The following is a 26,219-nucleotide window of genomic DNA, read 5'->3' as shown; positions in this document are numbered from 1 at the left end:
TACCGCTCTCCCCTCATCCGCAGTATGCTCCGCATGCTGACCTTATTCCGCTCACTTAAAGGAGACCTTCCATGCGCGTATACCGTCCCTTCATCCACCGCGCCGCCCTGTGCGCGGCCCTGTTACTTGTTTCCGTGCTCCCGCTACGGGCGGGCATCATGGACACGCTCAAACAGACCGTTATGCCCGGCAGCCAGACCACCGGAACACAGGCTGCGCAGTCCGGACTTTCCACGGGCGACATCGCACAGGGACTCAAGGAAGCCCTGCGCACCACCGTGGGGAACTCCGTTTCCTTTCTGGGCAAGGACGGGGGATTTCTGAACACGCCTTCTGTCCGCATTCCCATGCCGCAGCACCTGCAGGCAGGAGAAAAGATAGCCCGCTCGCTGGGGCAGGACGCTCTTGCAGACAACTTCATTCAGACCATGAACAGCGCGGCGGAGCAGGCAACCACGGAAACGGCCTCCATCTTCTACAAGGCTATAAGCGAGATGTCGTTTGACGATGCCCGCGCCATACTGAACGGTCCCAAGGATGCTGCCACCCGCTATTTTCAGCGCACCACCACGGGCGACCTGACTACGCGCATCCGCCCCATTGTGGAGAAGTCTACCGAAAAGGCCAATGTTACAGGAGCCTACAAGAATTACGCTGGCAAGCTGAAAAGCCTGAGTCCGCTCATGGACGCATCTGCCATGGATCTGGACGGCTACGTCACGGATAAAACCATACACGGCATATTTACCATTATGGCGGAAGAAGAGGCCAAGATACGGACCAACCCTGCGGCGCGCACCTCAGACATTCTGAAAAAGGTGTTCGGTTCCGTTTCGCAATAAAAACGGACGGCGGGAACCTACAAAAATGTATCTTGTCTGATGCTGAAGCCACTTTTGCAGCATTGAACAATGCGGCATTGACATGGCACTGCGTCTCATACATTCTCCCCTCTCTATGGCGGATGTCTGCAACGGGGGCTGCATGTGCATCTATGGCCGTCTGATATATTATTTCCGGGAAGCATGGTCCCGGAACATGCGCGCACACGCACGATGTATGGGATACGCTGTCTTCAGGTTGCAGAGCCTGACGGCAGCAAGAGTGTGCGCACACTATCGGAGGGCCGGACGTGGCACGGGCACAACGCCTGTACGGCTGACGGAATATGCAGGGAATGGCCCTTTCCGCAGCAGGCAGGCGAAGCACCTTCCTGAAAGGCAGAAATAGTATGACACTGAAAAAGCAACTGCTTGTCAGCGTTCTTTCCGTCATGGTTCTGGGCATGCTGGGCATTGCCGCCACCATGTGGAAAATGGGTTCGGGCGGCATGGCCGAAGTGGGCGAGGCAAGCTCGCAGGCGCTGCAGTCTCGCGCCCAGAGCCAGCTCGCCACCCTGCGCGGCATAAAATCCGTGCAGGTGGCAGACCTTCTGCGCGGCATGGAAGACCAGCTTGCCACCTTTGCCAAGGGGCGCACCGCCATTGATGCCGCGCTGGCCTTTGCCTACGATTTTGAAATCGTGCGCCACGAATCGGAAACCCCACCCGATGCCATAGAGCCTTTGCGCAAAGAGCTTGCCGCCCTTGTGGCAGGCCCGGCTTTTCTGGCGCAGCCTTCCTTTGCCACCCATTCGGCCATAGCCCCTGAGTACCGGCCCTCTCCGCCCGATGCCTACGTTCCGGCAGACCCTAACGCGGTGGTACTGTGGAAGCTGTTCATCCAGTCGCAGCCAGACCACGCCAAAAGGCAGGAACTGCTTGAAGCGGACAACGTATTCACCGGCTACACCGACAACCACCTGCGCTTTCACCCCGTGTTTCTGGACTACGCGCAACGGTTCGGCTACCGCGACATCTACCTTATTCTGCCGCGTACGGGTCAGGTGCTCTACTCCGTCACCAAGGCACCGGACTTTGCTTCCACCATCTCCGGCGGCCCGCTGGCAGACAGCGGCCTCGCCAAAGCCTATGCTCTGGCGGACGAAGCCGGACAAAACGGCAGAGAGAGCATAGTCAGCACCGACTTTGCCCCTTACGAACCACTGGGCAACGCCCCTACCGCCTTTATGGCAACGCCTGTGTTCGACGGCGGGCAGTATGTTGCCACCCTCGCCTTTGCGCTTCCTGTAAAGTCCCTCAATGCCATGCTCCTTAATCAGGGACAGTTTGACACCTTCGGGCTGGGCGAGAGCGGCGAAACCTATCTTGTAGGCCCGGACGGCAAACGCCGGACCTCCTCGCGCTTTCATGATACGGAACTGGATGTGCTTGCGGAAAGCATCCGCACCGCTCCGGTGCAGGAGGCCCTGAGCGGCCAAACCGGACAGGGCTTTGCGGAAGACTACCGCGGCGTGCGCACCCTGGCCGCCTGGCAGCCCGTGAACGTGCTGGGCCAGCGCTGGGCGCTGGTGGCGCAGATGGATGAAGCCGAAGCCATGCGCATAAGCCGCGAGGTGGAGGCCATGGCGGACAGCACCCGCACCTCCATGGTGGCGGCGGGCGGCATAGCGCTGTTGGTGTTCATTCTTGCGGGCACGGTGCTCGCCGTTACCGTGGTTTCCCGCATTGTGGGGCCTGTGAACCGACTGGGCGCCTACGCCAAGGCTGTTGCCGATGGCGACTTCAAGGCGTCCATAGACGGCAGTTTTCCTGCGGAACTGGAACTGCTCAAGGTATCCATCCAGCACATGGTGGGCGAACTGAAGACACGCCTCGGGTTCTCGCAGGGCATACTCAACGCCATTTCCGACAGTTTTCCCTGTATGACCCTGAATACGGACCGCCGCATCACCTTCATGGGCAAACGGCTTCTGGAAATCACGGGCAAGACCGGGGACGCCGCCTCTTATATGGGGCAGACCGTGGGCAAGTTCTTCTTCAATGACGAATCCCGCAAGACACGCTCGGACGAAGCACTGGACACGCGCCGCAAAACCGAGGGCGAAATGACCATTGCCGCCGCAGGCAGGGAGCATGTGCTGCACGTAAACGCCACGCCCATTTTCGATCTGGATAACCGGCAGATAGGCGCGTTTACCCTGTACTACGACCTTACCACCATACGGGCGCAGGAAGCGGAGATTCAGGCCAAGAACGAGAAGATAGCCTCCGTGGCTTCACGCGCCATCCATATTGCCGAGCAGGTTGCCTCGTCCGCAGGGGCGTTGTCCGGGCAGGTGCAGGGTGCCTCTGCCGGGGCCAGCCGCCAGTCTGAGCGCGCCTCGGAAACGGCGGCGGCCATGGAACAGATGAGCGCCACCTCCATGGACGTGGCCCGCAATGCCGCCAGCGCGGCGGACAACGCCGAAACAGCCCGCAAGCAGGCCAGCGAGGGCCAGCAGGAAGTGGAGCAGCTTATCGCCTCCATTGCCGTTATGCGCGCGCAGGCTGCTGAACTTAAAGGCTTTATGGATAACCTTGGCGGACAGACCGCCGCTGTGGGCAACGTGATAACCGTTATTCAGGACATTGCTGACCAGACCAACCTGCTGGCGCTGAACGCGGCCATAGAGGCCGCCCGTGCGGGCGAGGCCGGAAGGGGCTTTGCCGTGGTGGCGGACGAAGTGCGCAAGCTGGCGGAAAAAACCATGCAGGCCACCGGAGAGGTGGGCAAGGCCATTACCGCCATACAGCAGGGGGCATCGCTCTCCATAGAAGGTGTAAACCGCGCCGCGCAGGCAGTGGAAACCTCTACCGGGCTGGCGACCAACTCCGGCCAGACCCTGCGCTCCATTGTCACCGCTATAAGCGGCACGGCGGATCAGGTGCAGTCCATTGCCACGGCGGCGGAAGAACAGTCTTCCACCAGCGAGGAAGTGGGCCGCGCGGTGGAGGATGTGACCCGCATTGCCGCAGAGACGGCCCGGGGCATGAACGAGGCCAACCGCGCCATTACGGAACTGGCCAAGCGGGCCGAAGAATTGCAGCAGCTTATCCGCGTAATGCGGGAAGAATAGGCTATGCGGAACAGTACAGAAACCCCCGCACCGGCAATAGGCTGGTGCGGGGGTTTTTAGTATTTCCGGTTATGGCGCGGTGTTTGGGACAAGCCGGGGCCATTTGTCCCTAGAACCGGATCAAATGGAGCACAGCATGGTCTGACAGTGCTGTTCAAACTTCATGGGAGTAATTTTTACCTCATGAATGGCAAAGCCCATATATTCCAGAAAACTACGAAACTCATGCTGATTCCACTCTCTGACATGCTCGGCCTTTCTGGATCCTTCATCCAGCCTGCCTGCATTTTTGGATACATCACGCTCAAGGGTTGTGATGTAAATCTTGGTATCCTTATGGGAATGCAAACGGATGAGCTGAAGCATTTTTTCTGGATGAAGAACGTGCTCAATGACGTCAAAGCAAAAGACAACATCAAAAAGCGTCATTTTTTCTGAAGCCTGCGCGATAGATTCATCTGAATCCAGATCGCAGGCAAGGTAGGTTCCTTTTGGATTAAAAGCCTTTGCCAGAGCCGTTGCTTCAGCCGAATCCAGCCCTGTTACTGAAATATGATCATACTGCCCGAGCCGGCTTGCCATTTTCTGTGACGGACCACAGCCGATGTCCAGTATTGAGAGGCGCGTATCCAGAGGCAGGCAGGACAACGCCCAGTCAAGTACCGGCCTTGAGCCGTTATCAACTTCTGCCGCTATACGGTCTGCCGTCCAGAACCCCTCGGTAATACACTTCTCCTGGCAACGGTACTGGTCGCCGAGAAAATAGTTCCCTATGCCCGGATTTATGCGAACGTCTGACGTAGTATGGGACGATTGAGACATAGCTCCCTTCCGAAAAGGAATGACTTCCCTGAGCTTTTCTCAAATCCGTTATGGCCTTGCTGCGGCCGTAACAGACCCCGGCTATCCGGTTATGGAAAAGCTGTTGTCCACCACTATGGGGGTTTTGGGGGTTTTTGGGGTTTTGCCGCCCTTGGCGAGGATGGCGGCCAGTTTATCGCGGAACTGCCGGGCTACGGTCAGATTCGGGTTTATGGCGAGGCACTTGTCCAGATGCTCCAGACACTCGGCAAACCGCTTTGTATCCCACAGGGTACGGGCGATGTTGAAGTGCAAGTGCTCGTCTTCCCCGTAATACTTACGGATGGAGGCATAGCAGCCCAGCGCGCCTTCCGTGTCTCCCGCACGCCGCAATTCCACGGCCACACGGTTGAGCAGCTTCTTCTGCTTTTCGCAGAGCGGCACACCGTGCTGCACCAGAAAATCGATGATGGTTTCCGCTTTATCGCGCTGTCCCGTAGCCAGATAGACCAGCACAAGCGGCAGATACCGCCGGGTTGTATCCGCAACGGTCTGCGGATATTCGGCAAGCTCGGGTTTGCCCGCAAACGTATGCATGGCATCGCGCACATACATATCCGGTTCCGGCCAGAACTGCTCTGCAAAACGGGGCCGTTCCACCTTCTTGGCAAGCCGCATGGATGTGGGAGCAGGCATTCCGCCCACCAGCGGCACCACCTCCACGGCTCCCGAAGCAAGGGTGCGCACAGCCCATAGAATCTGCCGCTGGTTTACCGCGCTTTTACTCTGATGTGTCGTGCTTTTGCCCGCACTGGAAAAGAATCCTGCGGGCTTGAAATTCTTCAGCAATATCTCAAGCGTATTCTGCTGTCCCTGATCATCTGCCATCCGTTCCTCCCCATAACGGCCCCCCGGCCTCTGATTCTTCACTTCCGGCCCGTCACCCGCGAGGTGTCCGCCCGTTCCGTACCGCAGGGACAGTAGTGTCGGTTTTTGCGCCGCAGGTCAACAGGGCAAATACAGACCCAAACGCCGGATACGCATGAAGGATACGCACGAGAGGATACGCATGGCCGGATATAATGAGCCGGATATAATGAGCCGGATGCCCCGGAGAGGCGAGATGACGCAAGACGGACGCACTAACCGGAACAGAGTGACTACAGCAGGCAAAACACCTGTGCCCCCCACCAGCAGACCTTGGAAGGTTCCAGCCCTGCGGCAGCATACAACGGCCTGCATTCGCTCCGGTACCCCCAGAATTCTCCACGTACACCCTGCGGAGCCATGAGCAACCTTGGGGCGCGCCCCAGGGCCTCTACCCGCCGGAGAATATAGGGAACCAGGGCACGCCCCCGCACCATGGACCCGAAGGCCGGATGATAGGGGCCTGCCAGCACGTTTTCTGTAAACGACGGTTCCTGCGCCACCCCGATGCGGATAACCCGCACCCCGTGCCGCCACGCCACGCGCAGGGCAGACGCGCAGGCTTCTGCGGCGGTATCGAGAGTCCACGGGGCATACTCGCCCCGCTCATACAGCCGGGCAAGCCCGGTACCGCGCACCACTACGCAGGGATACAGCCGCATGGTCTTGGGCCGCAGGGCACAGGCGGCACGCATATCTCCTGCCAGCATCGCCGGGGTATGCCCGGGCAGCCCGGGCAAAAGCTGGATGCCCAGCCCAAGCCCGGCTTCATGCACCATGCGGCAGGCGGCAGAGGCGGTTTCGCCGTCGTACCCGCGCAGGCTCCGCGCCAGCACGTCATTGTCAAACGTCTGCACGCCAAGCTCCACGGTGCGCAGACCAAGTGCCTTCAGGCGCAGCAGCTGCGGCACGCTGACCGCATCGGGCCGCGTGGAGCAGCGCACACCGAGCACGCTGCCTGCCTCCATGAAAGGCTGCACAACTGCCAGAAACCGCTCTGGCCAGTCATCGGGCAGGGCTGTGAAGGTGCCGCCGTAAAACGCCAGCTCCACTGCCTGCGCGTTGCGCTGCGCCCTTTCGGTCAGCAGGTCACGCAGCCGGACACTGGCCGCCTGAAGCTCTGCCTCCCGCGCATGCGCCCCGGCAGCATAAGCCATGCCGGTCTGCATGTTCTGGGCGCAATAGAGGCAACGGGTTTTGCAACCGGCAAAGGGCATGAAAAAAGGCAGGATATCCGGTGCGCCTGCGCAGTGCGCTCTTGCGGCGGCCTCTGGATGCGAGAAAATAATACCACTCGAAATAGTCATGCCGTACAACCAAATAGTATGAATAGGTGTAGAAACAACAAGTGGTTACATATAGTTGCCCGGCATGGCGGCATGAACGGGCGCAAAGCACACTATAACGGGCATAACCGGTTCCGTCAAAGCAAACTGCAAAACCCACGGGCAGGATGCACCAACGCACTGGGCAGAGCAAACAGCATGACGGGTACATCCCGCAACGCTCTTGCCCCATTGCATTGGCCGTGCGTGAAATTGTGCACAAGCGTTTCTCGTAACATGCAAGAATGAAACAAAAAAAACTTGTAATACACCGCTATATTGTGTATATAACCAGTACATGGTCTGTAAAACCGCACAAAAAGGTAATTCCAGCCTAACAAGCCTGAAATCTTAGAAAAGTCTAGAGAGATAAGAAAGGATATCATTATCACCCTCTCCTGCATCAGGCTGCCCCGCATTACGGGGGATTTTCCGGACAATGGAACACGACACACCTTTCAGCGGATGGCCTTTACATAGTTACCGGATATCGCAATGGGCAGCATGCCAGGCCGTATCCGGAAGAGTTTTTATAACAACGCGCGGGCACACGGTGCCGGTACTGACGCGGCAACTGCCGCAACCGAACCGCTTACGCCCGAAGCACTGGTCCACGAACGAGTACCCAGCCGGGTCTGAAGGGTCTTGCCCTCACAGACGGCATCAACTTGGTTAACCGTGTTTTGACCGGACAACCGGGAGGACATTATGAACGGAAAGACGCTCACCAAAGCGGATATCGTGGATTCCATCTACGAACAGACTGACAGAAACCGTGCAGAGGTGAAGAATATTGTCGAGTCCCTGCTCGAAATCATGAAAGGCGCCATAAAAAAAGACCACTCGCTTCTCGTCAGCGGCTTCGGCAAGTTTGAAGCCTATGACAAAAAGGCGCGCAAGGGACGCAACCCCCAGACGGACGAAACCATTACCCTGCCCCCGCGCAAGGTTGTGGTTTTTCGCCTCTCCCGCAAGTTCCGCTCTGAACTGAACGACGCGTAGGCACCGCAAGGCGCCATGCAGGGTGCCGACCGGAAGACAGACCTGTGCAGTGAGGCAAGATATGCCTGCACGGCATCAGGCTTTCTGCCGGGCAAGGTGCCGGGCACGCCCCCATCTGCTTCATTTCGAACCCCGCTCCGGCGGGGTTCGCTGCTTCCCCCCCCTCCCCACGCGCGCGCGATACCGCCTGCGGGCAACTCGTTCAGGCTCCGGCAGATTCCACCAGAATACGGCAGATTCCAGAAGATTCCGGCAAAATTTGGCGGCTTCTGGCGGATTTTTTCCGGATGCCACCGCTGCATGCGAAGCGCGGAACATCGACAGCATACGGCATCATCCGCATTGCCATTCCGCTCAACACACTCCGGTCAAAACACCCCGTTTTACAAATGCACTTTTGCATTTTAGCGTTCGCAAAGTGATTGTATCCGCAAAAGAACCGAAAATCATGGCAGTGCTGCAAACTTCTGCAATTCTCTCTGCCGCCCGCCATGACGCACTGCTGTAAGCCTGCAAGGCGGCACTTCTGGCGCGCCACCTGCCAATGAAGGAGCGGCACTTGCTTCACATGCGTCATTCATCAAAATTGCTAAAAGATTCACACGATCCAATTAAATTTTCCCGCTTTTCAGACAAAAACGTTATTTTTCCTTGTCTGCCATACTCCAGCCATGTACATACTGGAGCAAAGCTGGAGCGTTGCGCAGAGGGGTACGGCGGAACATGGAAGCAGGGATACCCCTCCTCAACACAGACATATTAAGGAGAATCCCATGATCATTGGCATCCCGAAAGAGATCAAGACACTGGAAAACCGCGTTGCAGCCACCCCCGGTGCTGTGGAATCCCTTGTCCGCCGCGGGCACACCGTTCTGGTAGAGACAGGTGCGGGCGTGGGCAGCGGCTGCCCCGATGAGGACTACGTGGCTGCGGGCGCGCAGATGGTGGACGTTGACAAGGCATGGTCCGCCGACATGGTCTACAAGGTGAAAGAGCCCATCGCCAAGGAATACAAGTACCTGCGCGAAGGGCTTTTGCTCTTCACCTACCTGCATCTTGCAGCCGACAAACCGCTGACCGATGCTCTGCTCGCCTCCGGCACAACCGGCATTGCCTACGAAACCGTGCAACTGCCCAACGGAGCCCTGCCCCTGCTCACCCCCATGTCTGAAGTGGCTGGGCGTATGGCAACGCAGGAAGGCGCTAAATTTCTTGAAAAGCCCATGGGTGGCAGCGGCGTGCTGCTGGGTGGCGTTCCCGGCGTTCCGCCGGCGCAGGTGGTGGTCCTGGGCGGCGGCGTTGTAGGCATTAACGCGGCCAAGATGGCTGTGGGACTTGGGGCCAATGTCACCCTTCTGGACGTGAACCATGGCCGCCTGCAATATATTGATGATGTGTTCGGCGGACGCATTACCACCATTACCTCCACGGAACCCAACATACGCGAATGGGTGAAAAAGGCCGATCTGGTCATCGGAGCCGTGCTCATTCCCGGTGCCAAGGCTCCCCACCTTATCACCCGCGACATGCTCAAGACCATGAAGGAAGGCTCCGTCATCGTGGACGTGGCTGTTGACCAGGGCGGCTGCGTGGAAACCATAAAGGCCACCACCCATGATCAGCCCACCTACGTTGTGGACGGCGTGGTCCACTACGGCGTGGCCAACATGCCCGGAGCCGTGCCGCGCACTTCCACCCTTGCCCTTGGCAACCAGACGCTGCCCTATGCCATTGCCATAGCCAACCACGGCGTGGATGCCCTGCGCAAGGACCGCGCGCTGGCGCTGGGACTGAATACCTACAAGGGCAAGCTGACCTGTCCTGCCGTGGGTGCCGCCTTTGGCATGGCTGCCATTACGCCTGACGAGGCGCTGCTGTAACAGGCAGGCCCTAGAGCACTCGACAGACCGAACACGATAAAGGCCCCGTCCGACTACCGGACGGGGCCTTATCCGTTTGCTGCCGCCAACGGCGGCCATAGCTATTCGCCGGACACGCACGCTGCCACGGGAACGGGAAAAACCACGTCATATGCCCAGTTGTACAGGTAGGCGAACACCATATAAAAGCTTGCCAGCCCAATTTCTGCCAGCACGGCCTGCCAGACATCCAGATCCAGCATAGCCATGGCAAAGGGGACGGCTGCCGCAAACAGCCCGGCCTCGAACAGCACCGCATGCACCGCCCGCACCCGGAACCCGCGCGGCTGCAGCGGCCTGCCGCAACGAAGCAGCGACATGTCGAACAGCCAGTTGTATGCGGCGTTCCACACCATAGCCAGCGTGCTCATGCCCACGGCGAACAGCGCCGTCTTTCCCATTTCCGTACCGATGATACGCGCCGCCACGGGCGTGACCAGCAGCAGGGCCACCACCTCAAAAAGTACGGCATGTCGCAATCTGTCCCATCCGGAACGCATAGACCACTCCTTTTCCGCCATTGCGGACCACGGGGGATATAGCGCTCAGGCCAAGATGGATAAAGTTGAAGTCCATCGAATTTTCAGATAGACATGGCAAATGCCATTCTCCATTGATCAACTGAAAACATTTGTTACGGCAGCCGAAGCAGGCTCTTTTTCTGCTGCGGCGCGCCAGCTCGGACGCGCTCAGTCAGCCGTGAGCACGGCCATTGCCAACCTGGAAATCGACCTTGGCGTCACGCTTTTTGACCGGGCAGGGCACAAACCGGAACTGACGCTGGCAGGCTCCGCCCTTCTGCGCGAGGCCGTGCAGGCCATGGAATCGTGCACCCGCTTGGAGCATTTTGCGGCAGGTCTTGCAGGCGGCACGGAGAGCCGCGTGACCTTTGCGGCAGACGACCTGATACCGGAAGACGTTGCCGCCTCCGTGCTCCGGCATTTCGGCCGCCAATGGCCGGACGTGGAACTGGAGATGCTCATGGGCGCGCTGGGCGACATAGGCGAAATGGTAGCAGGCGGCAGGGCTGATCTGGGCTACATTGTGCCCCTTGCGCCCCTTCCGGTTTCTGCCCCTGCGCAGTTGGTGCATACCGTGCGGTTCATTCCGGTGGCTTCGCCCGCCCACCCCCTTGCGGGGCGCGGCGACCTGAGCCGCGAGGATGTGGCTCCCCACCGGCAGATCATCGTTTCCAGCCGGGGCGGAGAACGCTGCGTGGACGAGCGCGTGGCACACCGCCCCTGGTGGTGCGACGGCAACCCGGCCATACACGCGCTTGTGCGCAACGGCACCGGATGGGCCTTTCTCCCGGAGCATGCCATGCAGCAGGATATTGCCGAGCAGCGGCTGGTGCGGCTGCACTTTGCGTTTCATCCCGTTCCGCACGGTGCTCCGGCCTATATCATGTGGACCCCCACCCGGCCCCTTGGCCCTGCGGGGCGCTGGCTGCGCGACACGCTTACGGAGATTATGACAATCCGCTGACCGCACGCACCGACGTCGGCATGTGCCATCCGATTGCTGCGCAGGGCGCATCTGGCTGTGGCGAAGGCACATCTGGCTGTGGCGAAGGCACATCTGATTGCGGCGTATGGCCCTGTCTACGTGCGTGGTGTCCGCATCGTTTCGGGCCATTTTCGTCTGTAAAAAACGATGGTGCGGGAGCGTTTTCTGCACGCAAAGAGTGCTGTGCTACGTTGCGCAAATGCGCTGTCGACAGGGCTTTTGGATTGATTTTGTCGCACTTTTCTGGCAACAATTATCTGTTAATGTCATTCTCCACGAACGCGGAGCATGACGCCTCTGGGCACAGAGGAAGCGATGATCGTTGCACCGGTAATCTTCATGCACCGGCACACCGGCATGAACAACTGTCCCTAACCCGTTCCTGAGGAGGTATTCGCGTGAAACGTTTACTTGCAGTCCTGACCGTTCTCGTCGCTCTGGGCATGTCTACCGCCGCCTTTGCCAACAAGCTGATTGTGGCGCATGACACCAACTTCAAGCCCTTCGAGTACAAGGAAGGCGACGAGTACGTCGGCTTCGACATTGACATGTGGAAGGAGATCGCCAAGCGCCTGAATCTGGAATTCACCTTCCAGCCCATGGACTTTAACGGCATCATCCCCGGCCTGCAGGCCGGGAGCATTGACGCAGCCGTGGCCGGCATTACCATCAAGCCTGAGCGTCAGGAAGTGGTGGATTTCTCCGACGGCTACTATGATTCCGGTCTGTCCCTGCTGGTGAAGGCCGACAACACCGCTGTGAACGGCATTGAAGACCTGAAGGATGCCACCATAGCCACCAAGCTTGCCACCTCCAGCGTGGATTTTGCCTACACCTTTGCCAAGAAAGAAAAGGTGAAGCTCTTCCCCAACAACGACGGCATGTTCATGGAACTGCTCTCCGGCGGTGCCGATGCGGTTATCTTTGACATGCCCGTGGTCATGGACTTTGCCTCCAAGTATGAGGGTCAGGTCAAGGTTGTTGGCCCCACTTATCAGGGTCAGGCTTACGGCATCGGCTTCCCCAAGGGTTCCAAGCTCGTTCCCGACGTGAACAAGGCCCTTGCCGACATGAAGGCTGACGGCACCTACGAACAGATGTACATTAAGTGGTTCGGCTTCGCGCCTGCCAAGAACTAGTTTCGTACCCCCTGCGGATACGGGCGCGGTTGCCGCGCCCGTATCCTTTCTCCGTACAACGCGCACCTTCTCTACACGCAAGCAAAGGCTGAATGTTCATGGCTTTTCAGTTTAAAAGCGACGTAATGTGGGAAACCCTGCCCCTGCTCACCAGAGGCGTGGAGATGACCATATACCTTACCGTGGTCGGGCTTCTGTTCGGCTTTTTCATCGGCGTTGCCGCCGGTCTTATGCGCATATCGCGCCCCGCCCTGCCCCGGTACCTCTCGCTCACCTACATTGAAATCATCCGGGGCACGCCCATGGTGGTGCAGGCCCTGTTTCTCTATTTCGGCGTTCCGCTGGCCACAGGCATGCGCATAGCCCCGGTTACGGCGGGCATTATCACCATTGCCGTAAACTCCGGTGCCTATATCGCGGAAATTGTGCGTGGCGCCATTCAATCGGTTGATACCGGACAGGCAGAAGCGGGCCGCTCCATCGGCCTTACCCGCATGCAGACCATGCTCTACATCATCTGGCCGCAGGCATTCCGCCGCATGATTCCGCCGCTGGGCAACCAGTTCATCATCAGCCTGAAAGATACCTCGCTGCTCACCGTCATAGGCGTGGCGGAACTGACCCGGCAGGGGCAGGAAATTGTGGCGGTGAACTTCCGTTCTTTTGAGGTGTATCTCACCGTTGCCCTTGTCTACCTGTGCATGACGCTTTCCATCGCCAAGGTGCTGCGCATGTATGAACGCAAACTCGCCGAGCGCGGTTCCAGATAGGGGACACCTGCCATGAACAATGCTACCCACAGACCCATGATAGAAATACGCGACCTGCACAAACGGTTCGGCGACACCGAGGTGCTGAAAGGCATTAATCTTTCCGTCCGGCAGGGCGAAGTGGTGGTTATTCTCGGGCCTTCCGGATCGGGAAAATCCACAGTGCTGCGCTGCATCAACAGGCTGGAGGAACGCACCTCCGGCACCATTGTGGTAGACGGGCACGACCTGTACGCCCCGGAAACCGACATCAACTACGTTCGCTCGGAAGCGGGCATGGTCTTTCAGCAGTTCAACCTGTTCCCGCACCTTTCTGTCTTGCAGAACGTGACCATCGGCCTTGTGAAGGTGCGGCGCAAATCCCGCGCCGAAGCGGATGCCATTGCCCTGAAGCTGCTGGAAAAGGTGGGCCTGCCGGACAAGGCCAACAGCTACCCGGACCAGCTTTCCGGCGGGCAGAAACAGCGCGTGGCCATTGCCCGTTCGCTGGCCATGTCGCCCAAGGTTATCCTGTTTGACGAACCCACCTCCGCACTGGACCCCGAACTGGTGGGCGAAGTGCTGGACGTTATGAAGAAGCTGGCAACCGAAGGCATGACCATGGTGGTGGTGACGCACGAGATGAACTTTGCCCGCGAAGTGGCTGACCGCGTTATCTTCATCGATCAGGGTGTCATTCAGCAGGAAGGCGACCCGGCCACGTTCTTCAGCAATCCGTCCAATCCCCGGCTCAAGGATTTTCTGGGCAAGGTGGTGGCGCACTAGACGCAGTGCGCCGCCTGCAACGCCTTCGGCCACGTGGCTGAAGACAGCAATAGCCCCCTGCGCGGCATATGCGTCTGTGTGGCGAGATGCCGGTAGAGTTTTTTGTTGACGCTGACTAGACGACTGGTCTAATAGCTTGTCCATGAGCGAAGAAACACGGCAACGCATTATTGAGACAGGGGCGGAGCTTATCCACCGCCAAGGCTTCACGGGCACAGGGCTCAAGGAGATTCTGGAGGCAGCCGGTGTGCCCAAGGGGTCCTTCTACCATTATTTCAAAAGCAAGGAAGCCTTCGGCCTTGCGGTGGTGGACCATTTTTCCGCCAGTTTCGGCCAGATATTTCTGCGTATTGCACGCGACACCTCGCTCTCTGCCTTCACACGCATCCAGACCATACTGAGCACCTTTGAAGACTACTTCCGTCAGCACGGCTGCACACGCGGCTGCCCCATAGGCAATCTTGCGCAGGAAATGGGCGGGCTTTCGGAACCGTTCCAGCAGCACCTGCGTGCCGCCATGGACCGCATGGCAAAGGGCTTTGAGCACCTTATCCGGCAGGGACAGGAGACAGGAGAAATACGGGCCGATCTTGATCCTGCGGAGACAGCCTATTTTCTGGTTTCCTGCTGGCACGGGGCCATTATCCGCATGAAGGTGACCCGCTCCGCTGACCCGCTTATCCTCTGCCGCCGTTTTTTCTCGGAAATTCTGCTCTCCCGGCCAGTTACCTCCCGGTCTGACGCCGAGCCTGCAACCCTGCCTGCCAACCAGTCTGGCGGCCAAGCCTGCCTATAAGATGTTCCGGACAGACCTGCTCCCAGGTTGCCGTGCGGCTTGCCGCCCGGTTTTGTGTACACTTTAACAAGACGACCAGTCTACTACCAAGGAGTCTCCATGTATTCCATCCGTTTCACCACCCCGCAAGACGTTGCCGCCGCCCCCGAATCTGTGCAGAAGATCTACGCAGCCTTTCCTTCGCCCGCGTCCGTTCCGGAGCCGTTGCAGCTTTTTTCCGCCAGTCCGCATCTGCTGGAAAAGCAGTTTGAGCTCATTCGCCACTACACATCGCACCCCGCGCTCAGCTTTCCGCTGCTGGCCGCCATCCGCTACACCGTGGCGCGCTCGCTGGGGTACGGCTGCTGCACGGAGTATAACAGCGCACTGCTGCAACGTTGCGGCATGAACAAGCCGGACCTTGAAGCCCTGTACGACCACGCCGCCGCCCCCGCAGACCTTCCTGCCCTTTCCGGCGAAGGCGCGCTGGAAGACCACGAACAGCTGCTCCTGCGCCTTGTGGCACAGGCTGTGGTCGCGCAGCAGGGCATACCGGCGCAAAGCCTTGCCGAAGCACGAACTGCAGGATGGGAAGACAGGGATATCTTTGATGCCGTGGCACACGGGGCAAACATGCTGAGCATAGCCACCATGGACCGTGCCTTCAGACAGCAGAGAGGGTAGCTGTTTCCGCACCCGTCTTCCGCTCACCCTGCGCGTGTTGCGGCAACGTAGCCATACGCACGAAAAACACGCTCTTGCCGCAGGCCATGCACAGGCAGACAGCCAGACAGGCGTGCAGGCAGGCAGGCAGGGAAGAACATAAGAAATAACCCGTCCCGGAATGCAACGTGCGGGCATGGTTTGGCCATCGCACAGCCCCCATGCCCGCACTTCCCCGTGCTTCCGCATTGCGGAATGAATATCTTCCTTTCAATATTACCCCATATAATGATTGCTTTTTCTCAGCCCTCTGGTAGCACTAAATGTGGCACTCTCTGTCAATGCTGTAAGCGCCTTGTACGGCAACACCACGCCGTACCCTCTGCGCACTGCAAATGGCAAAGAAAGCACCATGCCGCATGCCTTCTGCGGCACGGATTCGGTTCTGGTATTTTATCCGCAATGCATGTACAGTGTGGTCTGACCAATCAACCACTGCCGGAAGACTGGTCGCCACGCCGAGGGGCTATGGATACGCACAATCCCGATCTGGCTGGCACGACAGGGCAGACGAAAATTTACGAGCGCGTTGTGGAACGCATCCGCGAACTGCTGGAGTCCGGCGAAATAAAGCCCGGAGACAAGTTGCCTCCGGAACGCAAACTCGCTGAAGTGTTTAAGGTTTCCAGAAGTTCCCTGCGCGAGGCCATACGCGCCTTGCAGGAAAACGGCGTGCTGGAAAGCCGCCGGGGCGATGGAACCTACGTGTCGCTTCCGCCCGGAGGGGATCTGCTGGCCCCCTTTGCCGAGGTGATGACACAGCAGAGGGTGCGGCTGTGGCAGCTTTTTCAGTTCCGGCAGGCCATTGAACCGCAGATTGCGCGGCTGGCAGCGGAATCGCGCACACAGGGGCATCTGGAAGCTCTGCGGCAACTTCTCTCCATGCAGGAGATGGAATGCGAGGGAGATGAAAACACAGGCTATGCTGACCTGCACTTTCATCAACTCATCGCCATGGCTACCGGCAACCCGCTGTTTCTGGACGTGGTGACCCGCGCCGAGTCCAAACTGGCGGAAACCCGCAACCAATCCCTGCAAAGCGAGGAACGCCGCATCGCATCCTTGCAGGCGCACCGCCGTATCCTGGAAGCCATTGAAGCAGGCGACCCGGATACGGCGGAACTTACCATGCGGGAGCATCTTTCAGAGGTGCAGGGGCTGGTATTTGACGGTGACTCCTGAAGTGCCCGGGAGCGTGAAAACGAACCGGACGCTTACGGTCCGGCATATGCGCTCTGCGCCTGCCCTGCCTTGGAACACAGTAGATACTTGCGGATAACGTTTTGTAATCAGGAGAATTGAATCATGAAAGATGTGCGCACCACTGCACGCGAACGCATGAAAGGTTTCTGCCGCGTCTGTCCCGTCTGCAACGGCAAGGCCTGCGCGGGCGAAGTGCCCGGCATGGGCGGCCTTGGAACGGGTTCTTCCTTCACCGCCAACGTGGAAGCCCTTGCAGACTACAAACTGCGCATGCGCCTCATCCACTCCATCACCACGCCCAATCCCACGACCGAAGTGCTGGGAGTTGACCTTGCCATTCCGGTTATCGCCGCCCCCATCGGCGGTGTTTCGTTCAACATGGGCGGCAAGGTCACGGAAGATGAATACATCGCCGGCAAGCTTAAGGCCTGCGTTGCCAACGGCATCATAGGCTGTACCGGCGACGGCGTGCCCCCCTTCATTCACGAGGCGGGTTTTGCCGCCATCAAAGAAGTGAACGGCAAGGGCATACCCTTTATCAAGCCGTGGGAAGACGCAGAGCTCTACGCCAAGCTGGACAAGGCAGCAGAGACAGGCTGCAAAATCTTCGGCATGGATATTGACGCTGCCGGTCTCATCACCCTTGCCAAGATGGGCCGACCCGTTTCTCCCAAGTCTCCCGCCAAGCTCAAGGAAATTATCGGCCGCGTGCCCGGCAAATTCATCCTCAAGGGCATTATGTGCGTGGATGACGCCAAGGCCGCTGTAGACGTGGGCGCAAGCGCCATAGTGGTTTCCAACCATGGCGGGCGCGTTCTGGATCACACCCCCGGCACCGCGCATGTGCTGTTTGATATTGCGCAGGCCGTGGGCAAAGACATTACCGTGCTGGTGGACGGCGGCGTGCGCACCGGGGCAGACGTGCTTAAAATGGTCGCGCTGGGTGCGGATGCCGTGCTCATTGGCCGCCCCTTCTCCATTGCTACCGTGGGCGGACTGGAGGAAGGCGCCAGCAAATACATTCAGCAACTGCAGGGCGAACTGCTCGCCGCCATGGTGCTCACGGGCTGCAAGAGCCTTGCGGACGCCACCCCGGAAATTCTGGTGGATGTGCTGGGCCAGTAGCCGCCGCTCTCCCCTGTCAACAGGAAAGGCCGCCCCCCGTTCGGGGAGCGGCCTTTTTCAGAAGCCACGGGAAACTCCGGCCCTATATGCCTGTTCAGGCATGGGCCACGAGCTGCTCCTTGGCATCCTCGGCATATCCTCCGTCCACACGGATGATCTGCAACCGGAACTGACGCTCACCCGGTTCACAACGAGGACAGCCGTGGGTCAGAATCATGCATGAGGCGTCCAGTTCCGCGCGCGCCACATCCACTCCCTTCAGAATCTCCGAGGTACGCCCTTTGCTCCACAGCACGGGACGCCCGCAATGTTTGCATTCCACATACATGAGGTCGGGATCAAAGACTCCCACCTCATACACCTGATGATGAAATCTGCGCAGTTCATTGATCGGCTGAAGCATGGCACACCTCCAGAACGGTCTGGCGTACATGTTACCCTAACGGGGAAGTGCCTATGAACCCTTCCGCACGCACTGCGGTACGCGCCCGTTCAGCGCGTCAGCAGGTTCATGGCAGGGCCGAAACAACGTCTTCTCACTAAATGGAGCACTAAAAGGGAAGAAAGTGCCGTGGCCGCCACGATCATGAGCATGACCACAATCTGGTACCGCACGGCGTCTGCCGGGTCTGCCCCGGCAAGAATCTGGCCTGTCATCATGCCCGGAATGGAGACAATGCCCACTCCCATCATGGAGTTGATCGACGGGATCATGCCCGCCTTGAGGGCATTGCGGAACATTTCCCTGCTGGCCTCGCGGAAGTCCCCGCCAAGACACAGCATCATCTCCACTTCGTCCCTACGTCCGCGCAGTTCCGAGAAAAACCGCTCCAGACATATGGCCAGCGCGTTCATGGAGTTGCCCGCCACCATCCCCCCTATGGGGATAAAGTACTGCGGCGACCACCACGGGTCTGCGCCGATGATGACACCCGTTACAAGGAACGTCACAAGGGAGTAACTTACCATTACTGATAACATGGTCGGGGCATAGTAGTCCACGCTCTTTTCCTTCACCCGCCCCTTGATAATGCGCACAGAAAAATAGGTCATGCACAGATACACGGCCATAACCAGCAGTGCACTGTTCAGATTGAATATGATCTTAAGCAGATAGCCCATGGCAAACAACTGCGCGAAGGTGCGCACCGTGCCCACGGCAATATCTTTTTGCAAACGCAGTTCATACACCACAGAGGCAATGCCCGCCACGGCGACCAGCAGCAGCGCCACTCCAAGCTGCCATACCGAAATCTGCATATACGCCCCGTTCATGCGGCCTCCTCCACCCGCCCGTCCCGTACTGTCAGGCACCGGTGTACGGCAACGGGGCAATACTCCGAATGGGAAACCATGAGCACGGTCATACCTGCCGCATTCAGTTCTTCCGCCATGCGTTCCACAATCCCCCGGCTTTCCCTGTCCAGCGCGCTGGTGGGTTCATCCATCAGGAGCAACGCAGGCCGCAGCAGCAGCGAGCGGATGATGCACAGCCTTTGCCGCTGCCCCACGGAAAGAGCCCGCGCGTCATCTTCCAGCCGCACTCCGGCAAGAGCGAGTCTCTCCAGCCAGCCGCGCAGGGCCTCGTCATCCGGCTTTGCCTCTCCCCTGTTTACGGCGAACCCGAAGGGCAGCAGCAGATTATCCCGCACCGACCCTTCCGCCACAACAGGGGTCTGCTGGACAAACCCTATGCGCCGCCGCAGCAGGGGCGGCGCGTATTCCGCGAGCGGCGTTCCTTGAAACCGGATAACACCGGATTCAGGTTCCTCCAGCCGTGCCGCCAGCCGCAGCAGGGTGGACTTGCCGGAACCGGAAGGCCCGGCGATCATGACAAAGTCGCCCGGGGCAACCGCCAGATTGACCGCGTGCAATCCCTTGCCGCCCGGCCACGTATATGAGACGTTGACAAACTCCATGCCCGTTTCCATAGTCTCCTTTCCTGCCGCGAAACATACCCGCGACAGTATTCCATAATGCCAGTATATTCCGAACTGTGGCCCGCTGTCATGACATTTTCGCCCGGCACGCCCACGTGATACAAAACAGGGTAGCCCGGTGCTGCCGCCAGTGTCCCTACCGACCCCGCAGCCCGTTCTGCGCACAAGGCCCGCAAGGCACGCACGATATATGAGCACGCACACCATGCAAGACAAGCCCGAATACACCAGCAGCACGCAGCAGCGCCGGGCCATACGCGCCCTGCCGCCGGACCTTCGCAACCAGATAGCCGCAGGCGAAGTGGTGGAACGCCCCGCCTCTGTCATAAAGGAACTGGCGGAAAACAGTCTGGACGCCGGAGCCACGCACATAGACGTGGCCATTGAAGACGGCGGGCAGACCCTGATTATGGTGCGGGACAACGGGGCGGGCATTCCCGCTGAGGAACTGGAGCTTGCCGTCACCCGCCACGCCACCAGCAAGGTCTACAGCCTGGATGAACTGATGCGCGTGGGCAGCTTCGGCTTCCGGGGCGAGGCCCTGCCCTCCATTGCTTCTGTCTCCACCTTTTCCATCACCTCCGCTCCGGCTTCCGAAACGGGTGACGCGGCCAGTCCGACAGGTCCGGCAGGTCCGACAGGTCCGGCAAGTTCCGCAAGTCCGGCAGAAGCCTTCCGCATTGTTGTGGAGCACGGCATGGTGCGCGAACAGGGGCCGGCCGCCCTGCACCGAGGCACACTGGTGGAGGTGCGCAACCTCTTCGGCAACGTGCCCGCACGTCTCAAATTTCTTAAAACCCAGAGCACCGAGGCAAAACGCTGCCAGGACCTGCTGGCCCGTCTTGCTCTTGCCCGCCCGGACGTGGGAGTGACCTTTTCCATCGGCAGGCGGGAGGTATGGCGTTTTCCTGCCAATCAGTCGCTGCGCGACCGGCTCTCTGTGCTGTGGCCGCCCGCCATTACGGAAGATATGCTGCCCTTTGACGCGGTGCGGCAGGGCTGCCGCGCCCACGGGCTTGCCGGACACCCGCAGAAGGCCCAGCCCCGTGCGGACAGGATGCTCTTCTGGGTTAACGGCCGCGCCGTGAACGACAGGCTTATGCTGCGTGCGGTACGCGATGCCTACAAGGGCAGGCTGCTCAGCAAGGAATATCCTCAGGTGGCCCTGTTCCTTGAACTGGACCCGGAGTGGGTGGACGCCAACGTGCATCCCGCCAAGAGTGAGGTGCGCTTCCGCGATGAAAATGCCGTGTATCTGGCGGTGCGGCGTGCCGTGGAACAGGCACTGGAGAGCCTGACATCGCTGGACATGGTGGCCCCCGGCACAGACCCCTTTGCCGCTGCCCGCTCCTCTGCCGGAGTTGCGGCGGGCCAAAGCGCCCCGAACGGGGGGAGGAGTGCGGAAAATGGTGCCATTCCGGCTCATCCGGTAAATACGGCCAGACCCCAAGGGTTCTGGGGGATGCTGGACAGTGCCCCGGTTATTCCGCGCCAGCAGGCGCAAAGCCCCGCGAACCAGACCGCGCACCAACCGGCAGCCGGTGCGACGGATGCATACTCCCCCACAGGCTACGGAGAAAATTCGGAAGAAGGGACCGCCCCCAGCAGGCAGGGCCATGCCGATGCAGCTTCCGGCACGGATGCCCGGCGCGACCTGACCGGTGCACGGGATACGCGGCATTCTGGCGATGCGGACGACACGGGGGAAGACCACCCGGTGCGCATTGCCTTTACCCCTGCCCCCGGCGTGCGGCGGGACAGCATGCCCGCCGCGATGGAAGCCCGCGAACCGGCTGGGTATGCCGTGGCATCCGGCCCAACGCCTGCCGCCCGCTATGCCGGGGAGCATATACGCCATGCTTCTGGAGAGACTGGAGAAGCTGGGGAAGACGTGCATGCTGCGGACGGCACGGCACAGGAGGCGCACGCCGCCCCCGCCGGCATTACCGTGGGCGACCTGACCTATATGGGGCAGGTGGGCGATACCTATCTTCTTGTGCGGCAGGGGCGCGACAGGCTTCTTGTGCTGGACCAGCACGCCGTGCACGAACGCATTCTCTATCAGCGTATCCGGCGCGAAGCCTCGCAGGGGCACTCCCAGCTGCTTGCCATTCCCATGAGCCTGCCCCTGCACGCCTCGGAATCGGCCCGGTTGCAGGAAATATGGACGGAGCTTGGCGACATGGGCTTCTCCCTGCAAACGCGGGGCAGCGGTGCGGTGGCGGTGCTGGGCATACCCGCCTCGCTCACGCAGGCCGAGGCGCGCGATTTTCTGCGCGAGGCCCTGTCGGGGCAGTCCCGGTCCATGGACGACATGTGGGTGCTCATGGCCTGCAAAAGCGCCATAAAGGCCAACCAGCGGCTCACACCGGATGAGGCGGCGGGCCTTATCGCCCAGTGGCTGGAGGTGCCGGACCGCGCCTACTGCCCCCACGGCAGGCCCACCATGCTGCAGTTCGACTCCGCCACGCTGGAGAAGCTCTTCAAGAGAAAGGGCTAGCCCGTTCTGTTCCGGCGCGGTTTCCCGGAAGAGACGCTCTGCTCCGGCGCGGCCCTCCGGAAGAGGCGCTCTGCTCCGGTATGCCGCGCTTTTTTCAACGCACCGGTTGCCACGGCATGACCCGCAGGGGTATAGAAGGTTATACTGGACGGGCCGCGTCCCCGCTCCGTATGCTGACCACTCAACTCCCGCAGGTGCGGTGACGGTAAGGCGGGCGCGGACAGTCCCGTATACCCGCGTGCGCGGCTTCTCCGGAAACAGCCCGGAACTGCGCGTTACGGCAACCGGTTCCCGCCCAAAGCAGAACGAGGCATGCATGCTGCCCGATACGCTTTCAGATTCCATACCCCCGGAGGCTCCGCCCCGGAACGGATACACCATCCTGACCGTGGAGGACGACCCCGTTGTCCGCGATTCCATAGCCTTCTGGCTGGAAGACGCGGGCTTCACCGTACTTCAGACAGACAACGGTCTTGCGGGATTGCAGATATTCCGTGACGAAAAGCCGGATGCCGTTCTGCTTGACCTGGGCATACCCGGCATAGAGGGCGGCAAGCTCCTGCGGCTGCTGGCGGGGGAATCGCCTGACATTCCCATCATCATCGTTTCCGGCAGGGCGGAGATAGACGACGCCATAGCCGCCTTTAAATCCGGCGCGTGGGACTACATCACCAAGCCCATCGTAAACATGGACATGCTGGAAAAGACGGTGCGCAACTGCCTTGAGTTTAAATCGCTCAAGGAGCGCGTGAGCATTGCGGAAAACCGCTACTACTCTCTGGTACGCAACCTGCCCGTGGTGGTCTTTTCCATGGACGGACGGCTGCAGCTTAATTTCATCAACGCCACATGCGCCGCCGTGACGGGCTATGCCCCGGAGACGGCACTGGGCCACCCGGACTGGTTCATGGGCCACATCCACTGCCCGGAACAGGATGCCTCGCGCGCGGCATTTTCCGCCGCCTTTGCCAACCCCTCGGAACCGTTTTTCCACGAATTTCAATTTCAGCATCGCAACGGGTATCTCGTCCAGTTGCAGGCAACCTCCATAAGCATTGTGCCGCCGGATGCCAAAAACGGCTTTGCCGGACGCATGGACGGCGTGCTCACGGATGTGACGGAACACGCCTTTCTGGACAAGTTGCTGGTGCAGAGGGAAAAACTGAACACGCTGGGTGCCATGGCGGATGAGATTGCCCACGAATTCCGCAACCCCATCTTTGCACTGGGCGGCTTTGCCCGCAGGCTCAGGGAAAAAATGCCCGAACTGCCCGAGGCCGAGATAATTCTTTCCGAAGCCCAGAGGCTGGAAGTGCTGCTGAACCGCCTGCGCGATTATCTCAGCCCGGTATCCGTGAACCTGCAGGAATGCTCGCTGAACGGCATATTCCGCTTCTGCGCGGACATTATGCGCCCCCGGCTGGCAAAAAACGGCATAACCCCGGTGCTGGAACTGGACCCTTCTCTGCCGCCCGTGCAGTCGGACCACAACATTCTTGCCCACATAGGGATGAACCTTATCACCAATGTAAGCCTGCAGATGGCGCGGGACGAAACCCTGATCCTGCGCAGCAGCCTCTCGCCGGGGCAGCAGCACATATCGGTCATCGGCCCGCTGCACACCACCGTGGCCCTGCACCCCGAGCATGTGCTCATGCCCTTTGAACAGGACGGCCCTTCACAGGGGCTTGCCGTGGCGCACCGCCTTGCCAAGGATGTGGGGGGGCTGCTCTCGGTGCGTCAGGAAGAGGGGATGCTCACGCTCACCCTCAGCCTGCCCGCATAGCGTACACGGCCCAAATGGTGAGGAAGAATACGATGGGGTAGCGCCCTGCGGCCTGCCCTATCCGCTTCGCCGGGGCGTACGCTGTCCGATAGGTTATACGCTGTCTGGTCGGTCGCACGCTGTAAGCAGGACACGCCTCGCCGATCAGACCGTGCGCGGGCCGAACAGGGCGTGCAGCTCTGCCGTTTTCCGCTTCAGGTCGTCCCGCACGGCCCCCTGCATGGCGGCACGCAGCCCTGCCACGTCCCGGTCGCGGAACAGCCCTTCCAGCTTGATCTTGTTGCCGTGAATATGCCCGCTCTGGGCCGTGGTGCGCGCCTGACGCAGGCTGGAGTGCTGCACATGGCGGATGCGGACCGCCCCGTTGTACACGGACGCGAAGCCCCCGAGGCAGGAGCGGATGTCGCGCTCCAGATCGTCGAACTGGCTGGGAGAAAAGCGGATGTCGAATCCGCCGCAGGCATCCAGCGCGCGCATGTTCAGCAGGTGGCAGCAGCCGGAAACATGCAGGCAGGGCCGGGTGTACCGGAGCATGGACGTGTCGCTCTGTCCCATGGGGTAGGAATAGACGAAAATGCGCTCCGCCATGTCCCCGAACATCTTCCGCCCGTGTTCCTGCGGCAGCAGATGAAAGTCCGCCCCCTGCACATGGTGGGGCGGCCCGTGGTCGGTGATGGTGCAGCCCACCGCGCCCGCGCCGGGATGCGCCGCCGCCGTGTTCCACAATCCGGCAAGCCAGCCCTGCGGCAGCAGAATATCGTCATCCAGAAAGGCAACCCATGACCGGGCGCGCACCTCGGGCAGGGTGAGCAGCCAGTTGCGGGCGGCGGGTGCCCCCACGTTCACCGGCAGCCGGATATCCCGGAACAGGCCCGGCTGCCACCATGCGCGGGCGGCGGCTATCACATCCTGCGTGGCATCGGTGGAGCCGTTATCCAGCACAAAAACGGGGGAGGCCCCGGTTTCCGTGGCGCGCAGGCTTTCCAGCGTCTGCCGCAACAGATCGGCCTTGTTCCATGAATACAGCAGAATGGCAGTGGCGGTGGCGGCATTGTGCAGGTCGGCACCGGGGGCGGGGCAGGCAAGTTCGTACGTGAGCAGGGTCAGATTGGGGTGGAACCCCGTTGCCCGCCACAGCCCCGCGCAGGCGGATGCCGCCGCGCCGGAGTCGCCGCGACGGGCAAGCAGCCCTGCCGTGCGCATGGTCCGCCACAGGGCGAACCCTTTATGCGTCACACGATCCAGAGCGGCAAAGGCCTCATGCGCCTGCATGTCCGCATCGCCGCAGGCATACAGGGCGTGCAGAACGCATCCGGCGTGCAGCCGCGCAATGAGGGCATGCCGCTGGGGCACATCGTCCGGCATGGCTTGCACAAGGTGCCGGGCAAGGTCGAAGAATCCCGCATCCAGCGCCCGCTCCAGCCCCTCGCGGAGCCAGAACAGCGGCCCGCCGCCTCCGGGACGGAGCCTGCCTGTACCGAACGGCAGGGCCTTCCACAGTTCGTCTTCCGTTTCGGCGCAGCGAAGGGCCTCGCATTCCGGACTGTGCGCTTCGGGCGGCTGCGCCAGCGCGTGCCAGCAATCAAAGGGCAGACGGTCTTGCCCGTCCCGCCGGCTGCCTGAACGCACGCCCAGGCCTGCACCCGGGCCTGCATCTGAAAATCCGGTCGGGCATGTGGTTGCGATACCGCCCGCAAGCATATCCTGTCTGGAAGAAGCTGCGGCAACACCCAGCAGACGCGCGTCCAGCGGGTCTTCCTGCAATGCCCAGACAAGCATCTCCCGCGCAAACCGCCGGCACAGGTCCGCGCCGCTCTCCGGGTGCGCCCCGTAAGGCGCGGATGCCGGTGTGCCGGTGCGCTGGGTATCTGCAGCCTGCAAGGCCGTGACGATATGCCGCCAGACATGCTCACGCCCCACCGCGCCGTATTCCAGCGTGGGAACGGCATCAAAAAGCACATCAAGCCCGGAAGGAGTGAACGCCTGAATCATGGGGCACCCGCGCAGCCGGCTACAGGAAGGGGACGGGAAACGCCGCAGGGCCGGTCACTGCCT

General features: G+C 60.3%; 22 protein-coding genes. 14 read left to right on the top strand and 8 right to left on the bottom strand.

Annotation, left to right across the window (positions count from 1 at the left end; translation table 11 throughout):
• The first annotated feature begins 71 nt into the window (after positions 1-71).
• Entirely contained in the window at positions 72-842 is a 771-nt protein-coding gene (locus HUV26_RS12925; RefSeq protein WP_174410547.1) for a DUF4197 domain-containing protein, read from the top strand.
• 389 nt (positions 843-1,231) lie between these two features.
• Positions 1,232-3,958, top strand: coding sequence for a methyl-accepting chemotaxis protein (locus HUV26_RS12920; protein WP_174410546.1), 2,727 nt, complete (start codon positions 1,232-1,234; stop codon positions 3,956-3,958).
• Positions 3,959-4,078: 120 nt separating this feature from the next.
• Here the strand turns inward: HUV26_RS12920 and HUV26_RS12915 are convergent, their stop codons facing one another.
• From HUV26_RS12915 to HUV26_RS12905, 3 genes are all read right to left on the bottom strand, one after another.
• The gene (locus HUV26_RS12915; RefSeq protein WP_174410545.1) at positions 4,079-4,780 is read right to left on the bottom strand and encodes a class I SAM-dependent methyltransferase; all 702 of its coding nucleotides are present in this window, start codon (positions 4,778-4,780) and stop codon (positions 4,079-4,081) included.
• Positions 4,781-4,861: 81 nt separating this feature from the next.
• The gene (locus HUV26_RS12910; protein WP_174410544.1) at positions 4,862-5,647 is read right to left on the bottom strand and encodes a tetratricopeptide repeat protein; all 786 of its coding nucleotides are present in this window, start codon (positions 5,645-5,647) and stop codon (positions 4,862-4,864) included.
• Positions 5,648-5,919: 272 nt separating this feature from the next.
• Entirely contained in the window at positions 5,920-6,993 is a 1,074-nt protein-coding gene (locus tag HUV26_RS12905) for an elongator complex protein 3 (RefSeq protein WP_243451386.1), read from the bottom strand.
• Positions 6,994-7,719: 726 nt separating this feature from the next.
• On the opposite strand from HUV26_RS12905, the gene HUV26_RS12900 reads away from it, so the two are divergent.
• Together HUV26_RS12900 and ald are read left to right on the top strand one after the other, a co-directional pair.
• Positions 7,720-8,013 (top strand): integration host factor subunit alpha, encoded by a 294-nt coding sequence (locus tag HUV26_RS12900; protein WP_174410543.1) that lies wholly within the window; start codon positions 7,720-7,722, stop codon positions 8,011-8,013.
• 773 nt (positions 8,014-8,786) lie between these two features.
• Positions 8,787-9,893: an alanine dehydrogenase gene (ald, locus tag HUV26_RS12895; protein ID WP_174410542.1), complete on the top strand. Its 1,107-nt coding sequence runs from the start codon at positions 8,787-8,789 to the stop codon at positions 9,891-9,893.
• 101 nt (positions 9,894-9,994) lie between these two features.
• Here ald and HUV26_RS12890 read toward each other — a convergent pair whose 3' ends face one another.
• Complete coding sequence (locus HUV26_RS12890; RefSeq protein WP_174410541.1) at positions 9,995-10,432, bottom strand: PACE efflux transporter; 438 nt, start codon at positions 10,430-10,432, stop codon at positions 9,995-9,997.
• A gap of 100 nt (positions 10,433-10,532) precedes the next feature.
• Here HUV26_RS12890 and HUV26_RS12885 point away from each other — a divergent pair, with 100 nt between their 5' ends.
• The 8 genes from HUV26_RS12885 (at position 10,533) to HUV26_RS12850 (ending at position 17,938) form a co-directional block, all read left to right on the top strand.
• Positions 10,533-11,417: a LysR family transcriptional regulator gene (locus tag HUV26_RS12885; RefSeq protein ID WP_174410540.1), complete on the top strand. Its 885-nt coding sequence runs from the start codon at positions 10,533-10,535 to the stop codon at positions 11,415-11,417.
• Between the two features lie 419 nt (positions 11,418-11,836).
• Entirely contained in the window at positions 11,837-12,577 is a 741-nt protein-coding gene (locus tag HUV26_RS12880) for a transporter substrate-binding domain-containing protein (RefSeq protein ID WP_174410539.1), read from the top strand.
• 98 nt (positions 12,578-12,675) lie between these two features.
• Positions 12,676-13,347 carry an amino acid ABC transporter permease gene (locus HUV26_RS12875; protein ID WP_174410538.1) on the top strand — a complete coding sequence of 224 codons (672 nt, stop codon included), beginning with the start codon at positions 12,676-12,678 and terminating at the stop codon, positions 13,345-13,347.
• A 36-nt stretch (positions 13,348-13,383) separates the two neighbouring features.
• Positions 13,384-14,112: an amino acid ABC transporter ATP-binding protein gene (locus HUV26_RS12870; RefSeq protein WP_174410639.1), complete on the top strand. Its 729-nt coding sequence runs from the start codon at positions 13,384-13,386 to the stop codon at positions 14,110-14,112.
• A 142-nt stretch (positions 14,113-14,254) separates the two neighbouring features.
• Entirely contained in the window at positions 14,255-14,908 is a 654-nt protein-coding gene (locus HUV26_RS12865; RefSeq protein ID WP_174410537.1) for a TetR/AcrR family transcriptional regulator, read from the top strand.
• Between the two features lie 99 nt (positions 14,909-15,007).
• Positions 15,008-15,571: a hypothetical protein gene (locus tag HUV26_RS12860; protein ID WP_174410536.1), complete on the top strand. Its 564-nt coding sequence runs from the start codon at positions 15,008-15,010 to the stop codon at positions 15,569-15,571.
• Positions 15,572-16,078: 507 nt separating this feature from the next.
• Positions 16,079-16,792, top strand: coding sequence for a FadR/GntR family transcriptional regulator (locus HUV26_RS12855; RefSeq protein WP_174410535.1), 714 nt, complete (start codon positions 16,079-16,081; stop codon positions 16,790-16,792).
• A 123-nt stretch (positions 16,793-16,915) separates the two neighbouring features.
• Positions 16,916-17,938 (top strand): alpha-hydroxy-acid oxidizing protein, encoded by a 1,023-nt coding sequence (locus HUV26_RS12850; RefSeq protein WP_174410534.1) that lies wholly within the window; start codon positions 16,916-16,918, stop codon positions 17,936-17,938.
• 94 nt (positions 17,939-18,032) lie between these two features.
• Here HUV26_RS12850 and HUV26_RS12845 read toward each other — a convergent pair whose 3' ends face one another.
• From HUV26_RS12845 to HUV26_RS12835, 3 genes are all read right to left on the bottom strand, one after another.
• Positions 18,033-18,341, bottom strand: a complete 309-nt coding sequence (locus HUV26_RS12845) for a hypothetical protein (protein WP_174410533.1) — start codon at positions 18,339-18,341, stop codon at positions 18,033-18,035.
• Between the two features lie 89 nt (positions 18,342-18,430).
• Entirely contained in the window at positions 18,431-19,213 is a 783-nt protein-coding gene (locus tag HUV26_RS12840) for an ABC transporter permease (protein WP_174410532.1), read from the bottom strand.
• The gene (locus HUV26_RS12835) at positions 19,210-19,869 is read right to left on the bottom strand and encodes an ABC transporter ATP-binding protein (protein ID WP_174410531.1); all 660 of its coding nucleotides are present in this window, start codon (positions 19,867-19,869) and stop codon (positions 19,210-19,212) included. Before HUV26_RS12835 ends, HUV26_RS12840 begins: the two co-directional genes overlap by 4 nt.
• 214 nt (positions 19,870-20,083) lie before the next feature.
• Between HUV26_RS12835 and mutL the strand changes: the two genes are divergently transcribed.
• Together mutL and HUV26_RS12825 are read left to right on the top strand one after the other, a co-directional pair.
• Positions 20,084-22,378: a DNA mismatch repair endonuclease MutL gene (gene mutL, locus HUV26_RS12830; RefSeq protein WP_174410530.1), complete on the top strand. Its 2,295-nt coding sequence runs from the start codon at positions 20,084-20,086 to the stop codon at positions 22,376-22,378.
• Positions 22,379-22,694: 316 nt separating this feature from the next.
• On the top strand, positions 22,695-24,164 hold the full coding sequence (locus tag HUV26_RS12825) for a response regulator (RefSeq protein WP_174410529.1): 1,470 nt from the start codon (positions 22,695-22,697) through the stop codon (positions 24,162-24,164).
• 144 nt (positions 24,165-24,308) lie between these two features.
• Here HUV26_RS12825 and HUV26_RS12820 read toward each other — a convergent pair whose 3' ends face one another.
• Positions 24,309-26,156 (bottom strand): glycosyltransferase, encoded by a 1,848-nt coding sequence (locus HUV26_RS12820; protein ID WP_174410528.1) that lies wholly within the window; start codon positions 26,154-26,156, stop codon positions 24,309-24,311.
• Positions 26,157-26,219: the final 63 nt, after the last annotated feature.

Source organism: Desulfovibrio psychrotolerans (assembly GCF_013340305.1).
GTDB classification, from domain to species: Bacteria; Desulfobacterota; Desulfovibrionia; order Desulfovibrionales; family Desulfovibrionaceae; genus Halodesulfovibrio; species Halodesulfovibrio psychrotolerans.
Note: the sequence above shows the minus strand (reverse complement) of the source record. Positions and strands in the feature narration are given on the sequence as shown.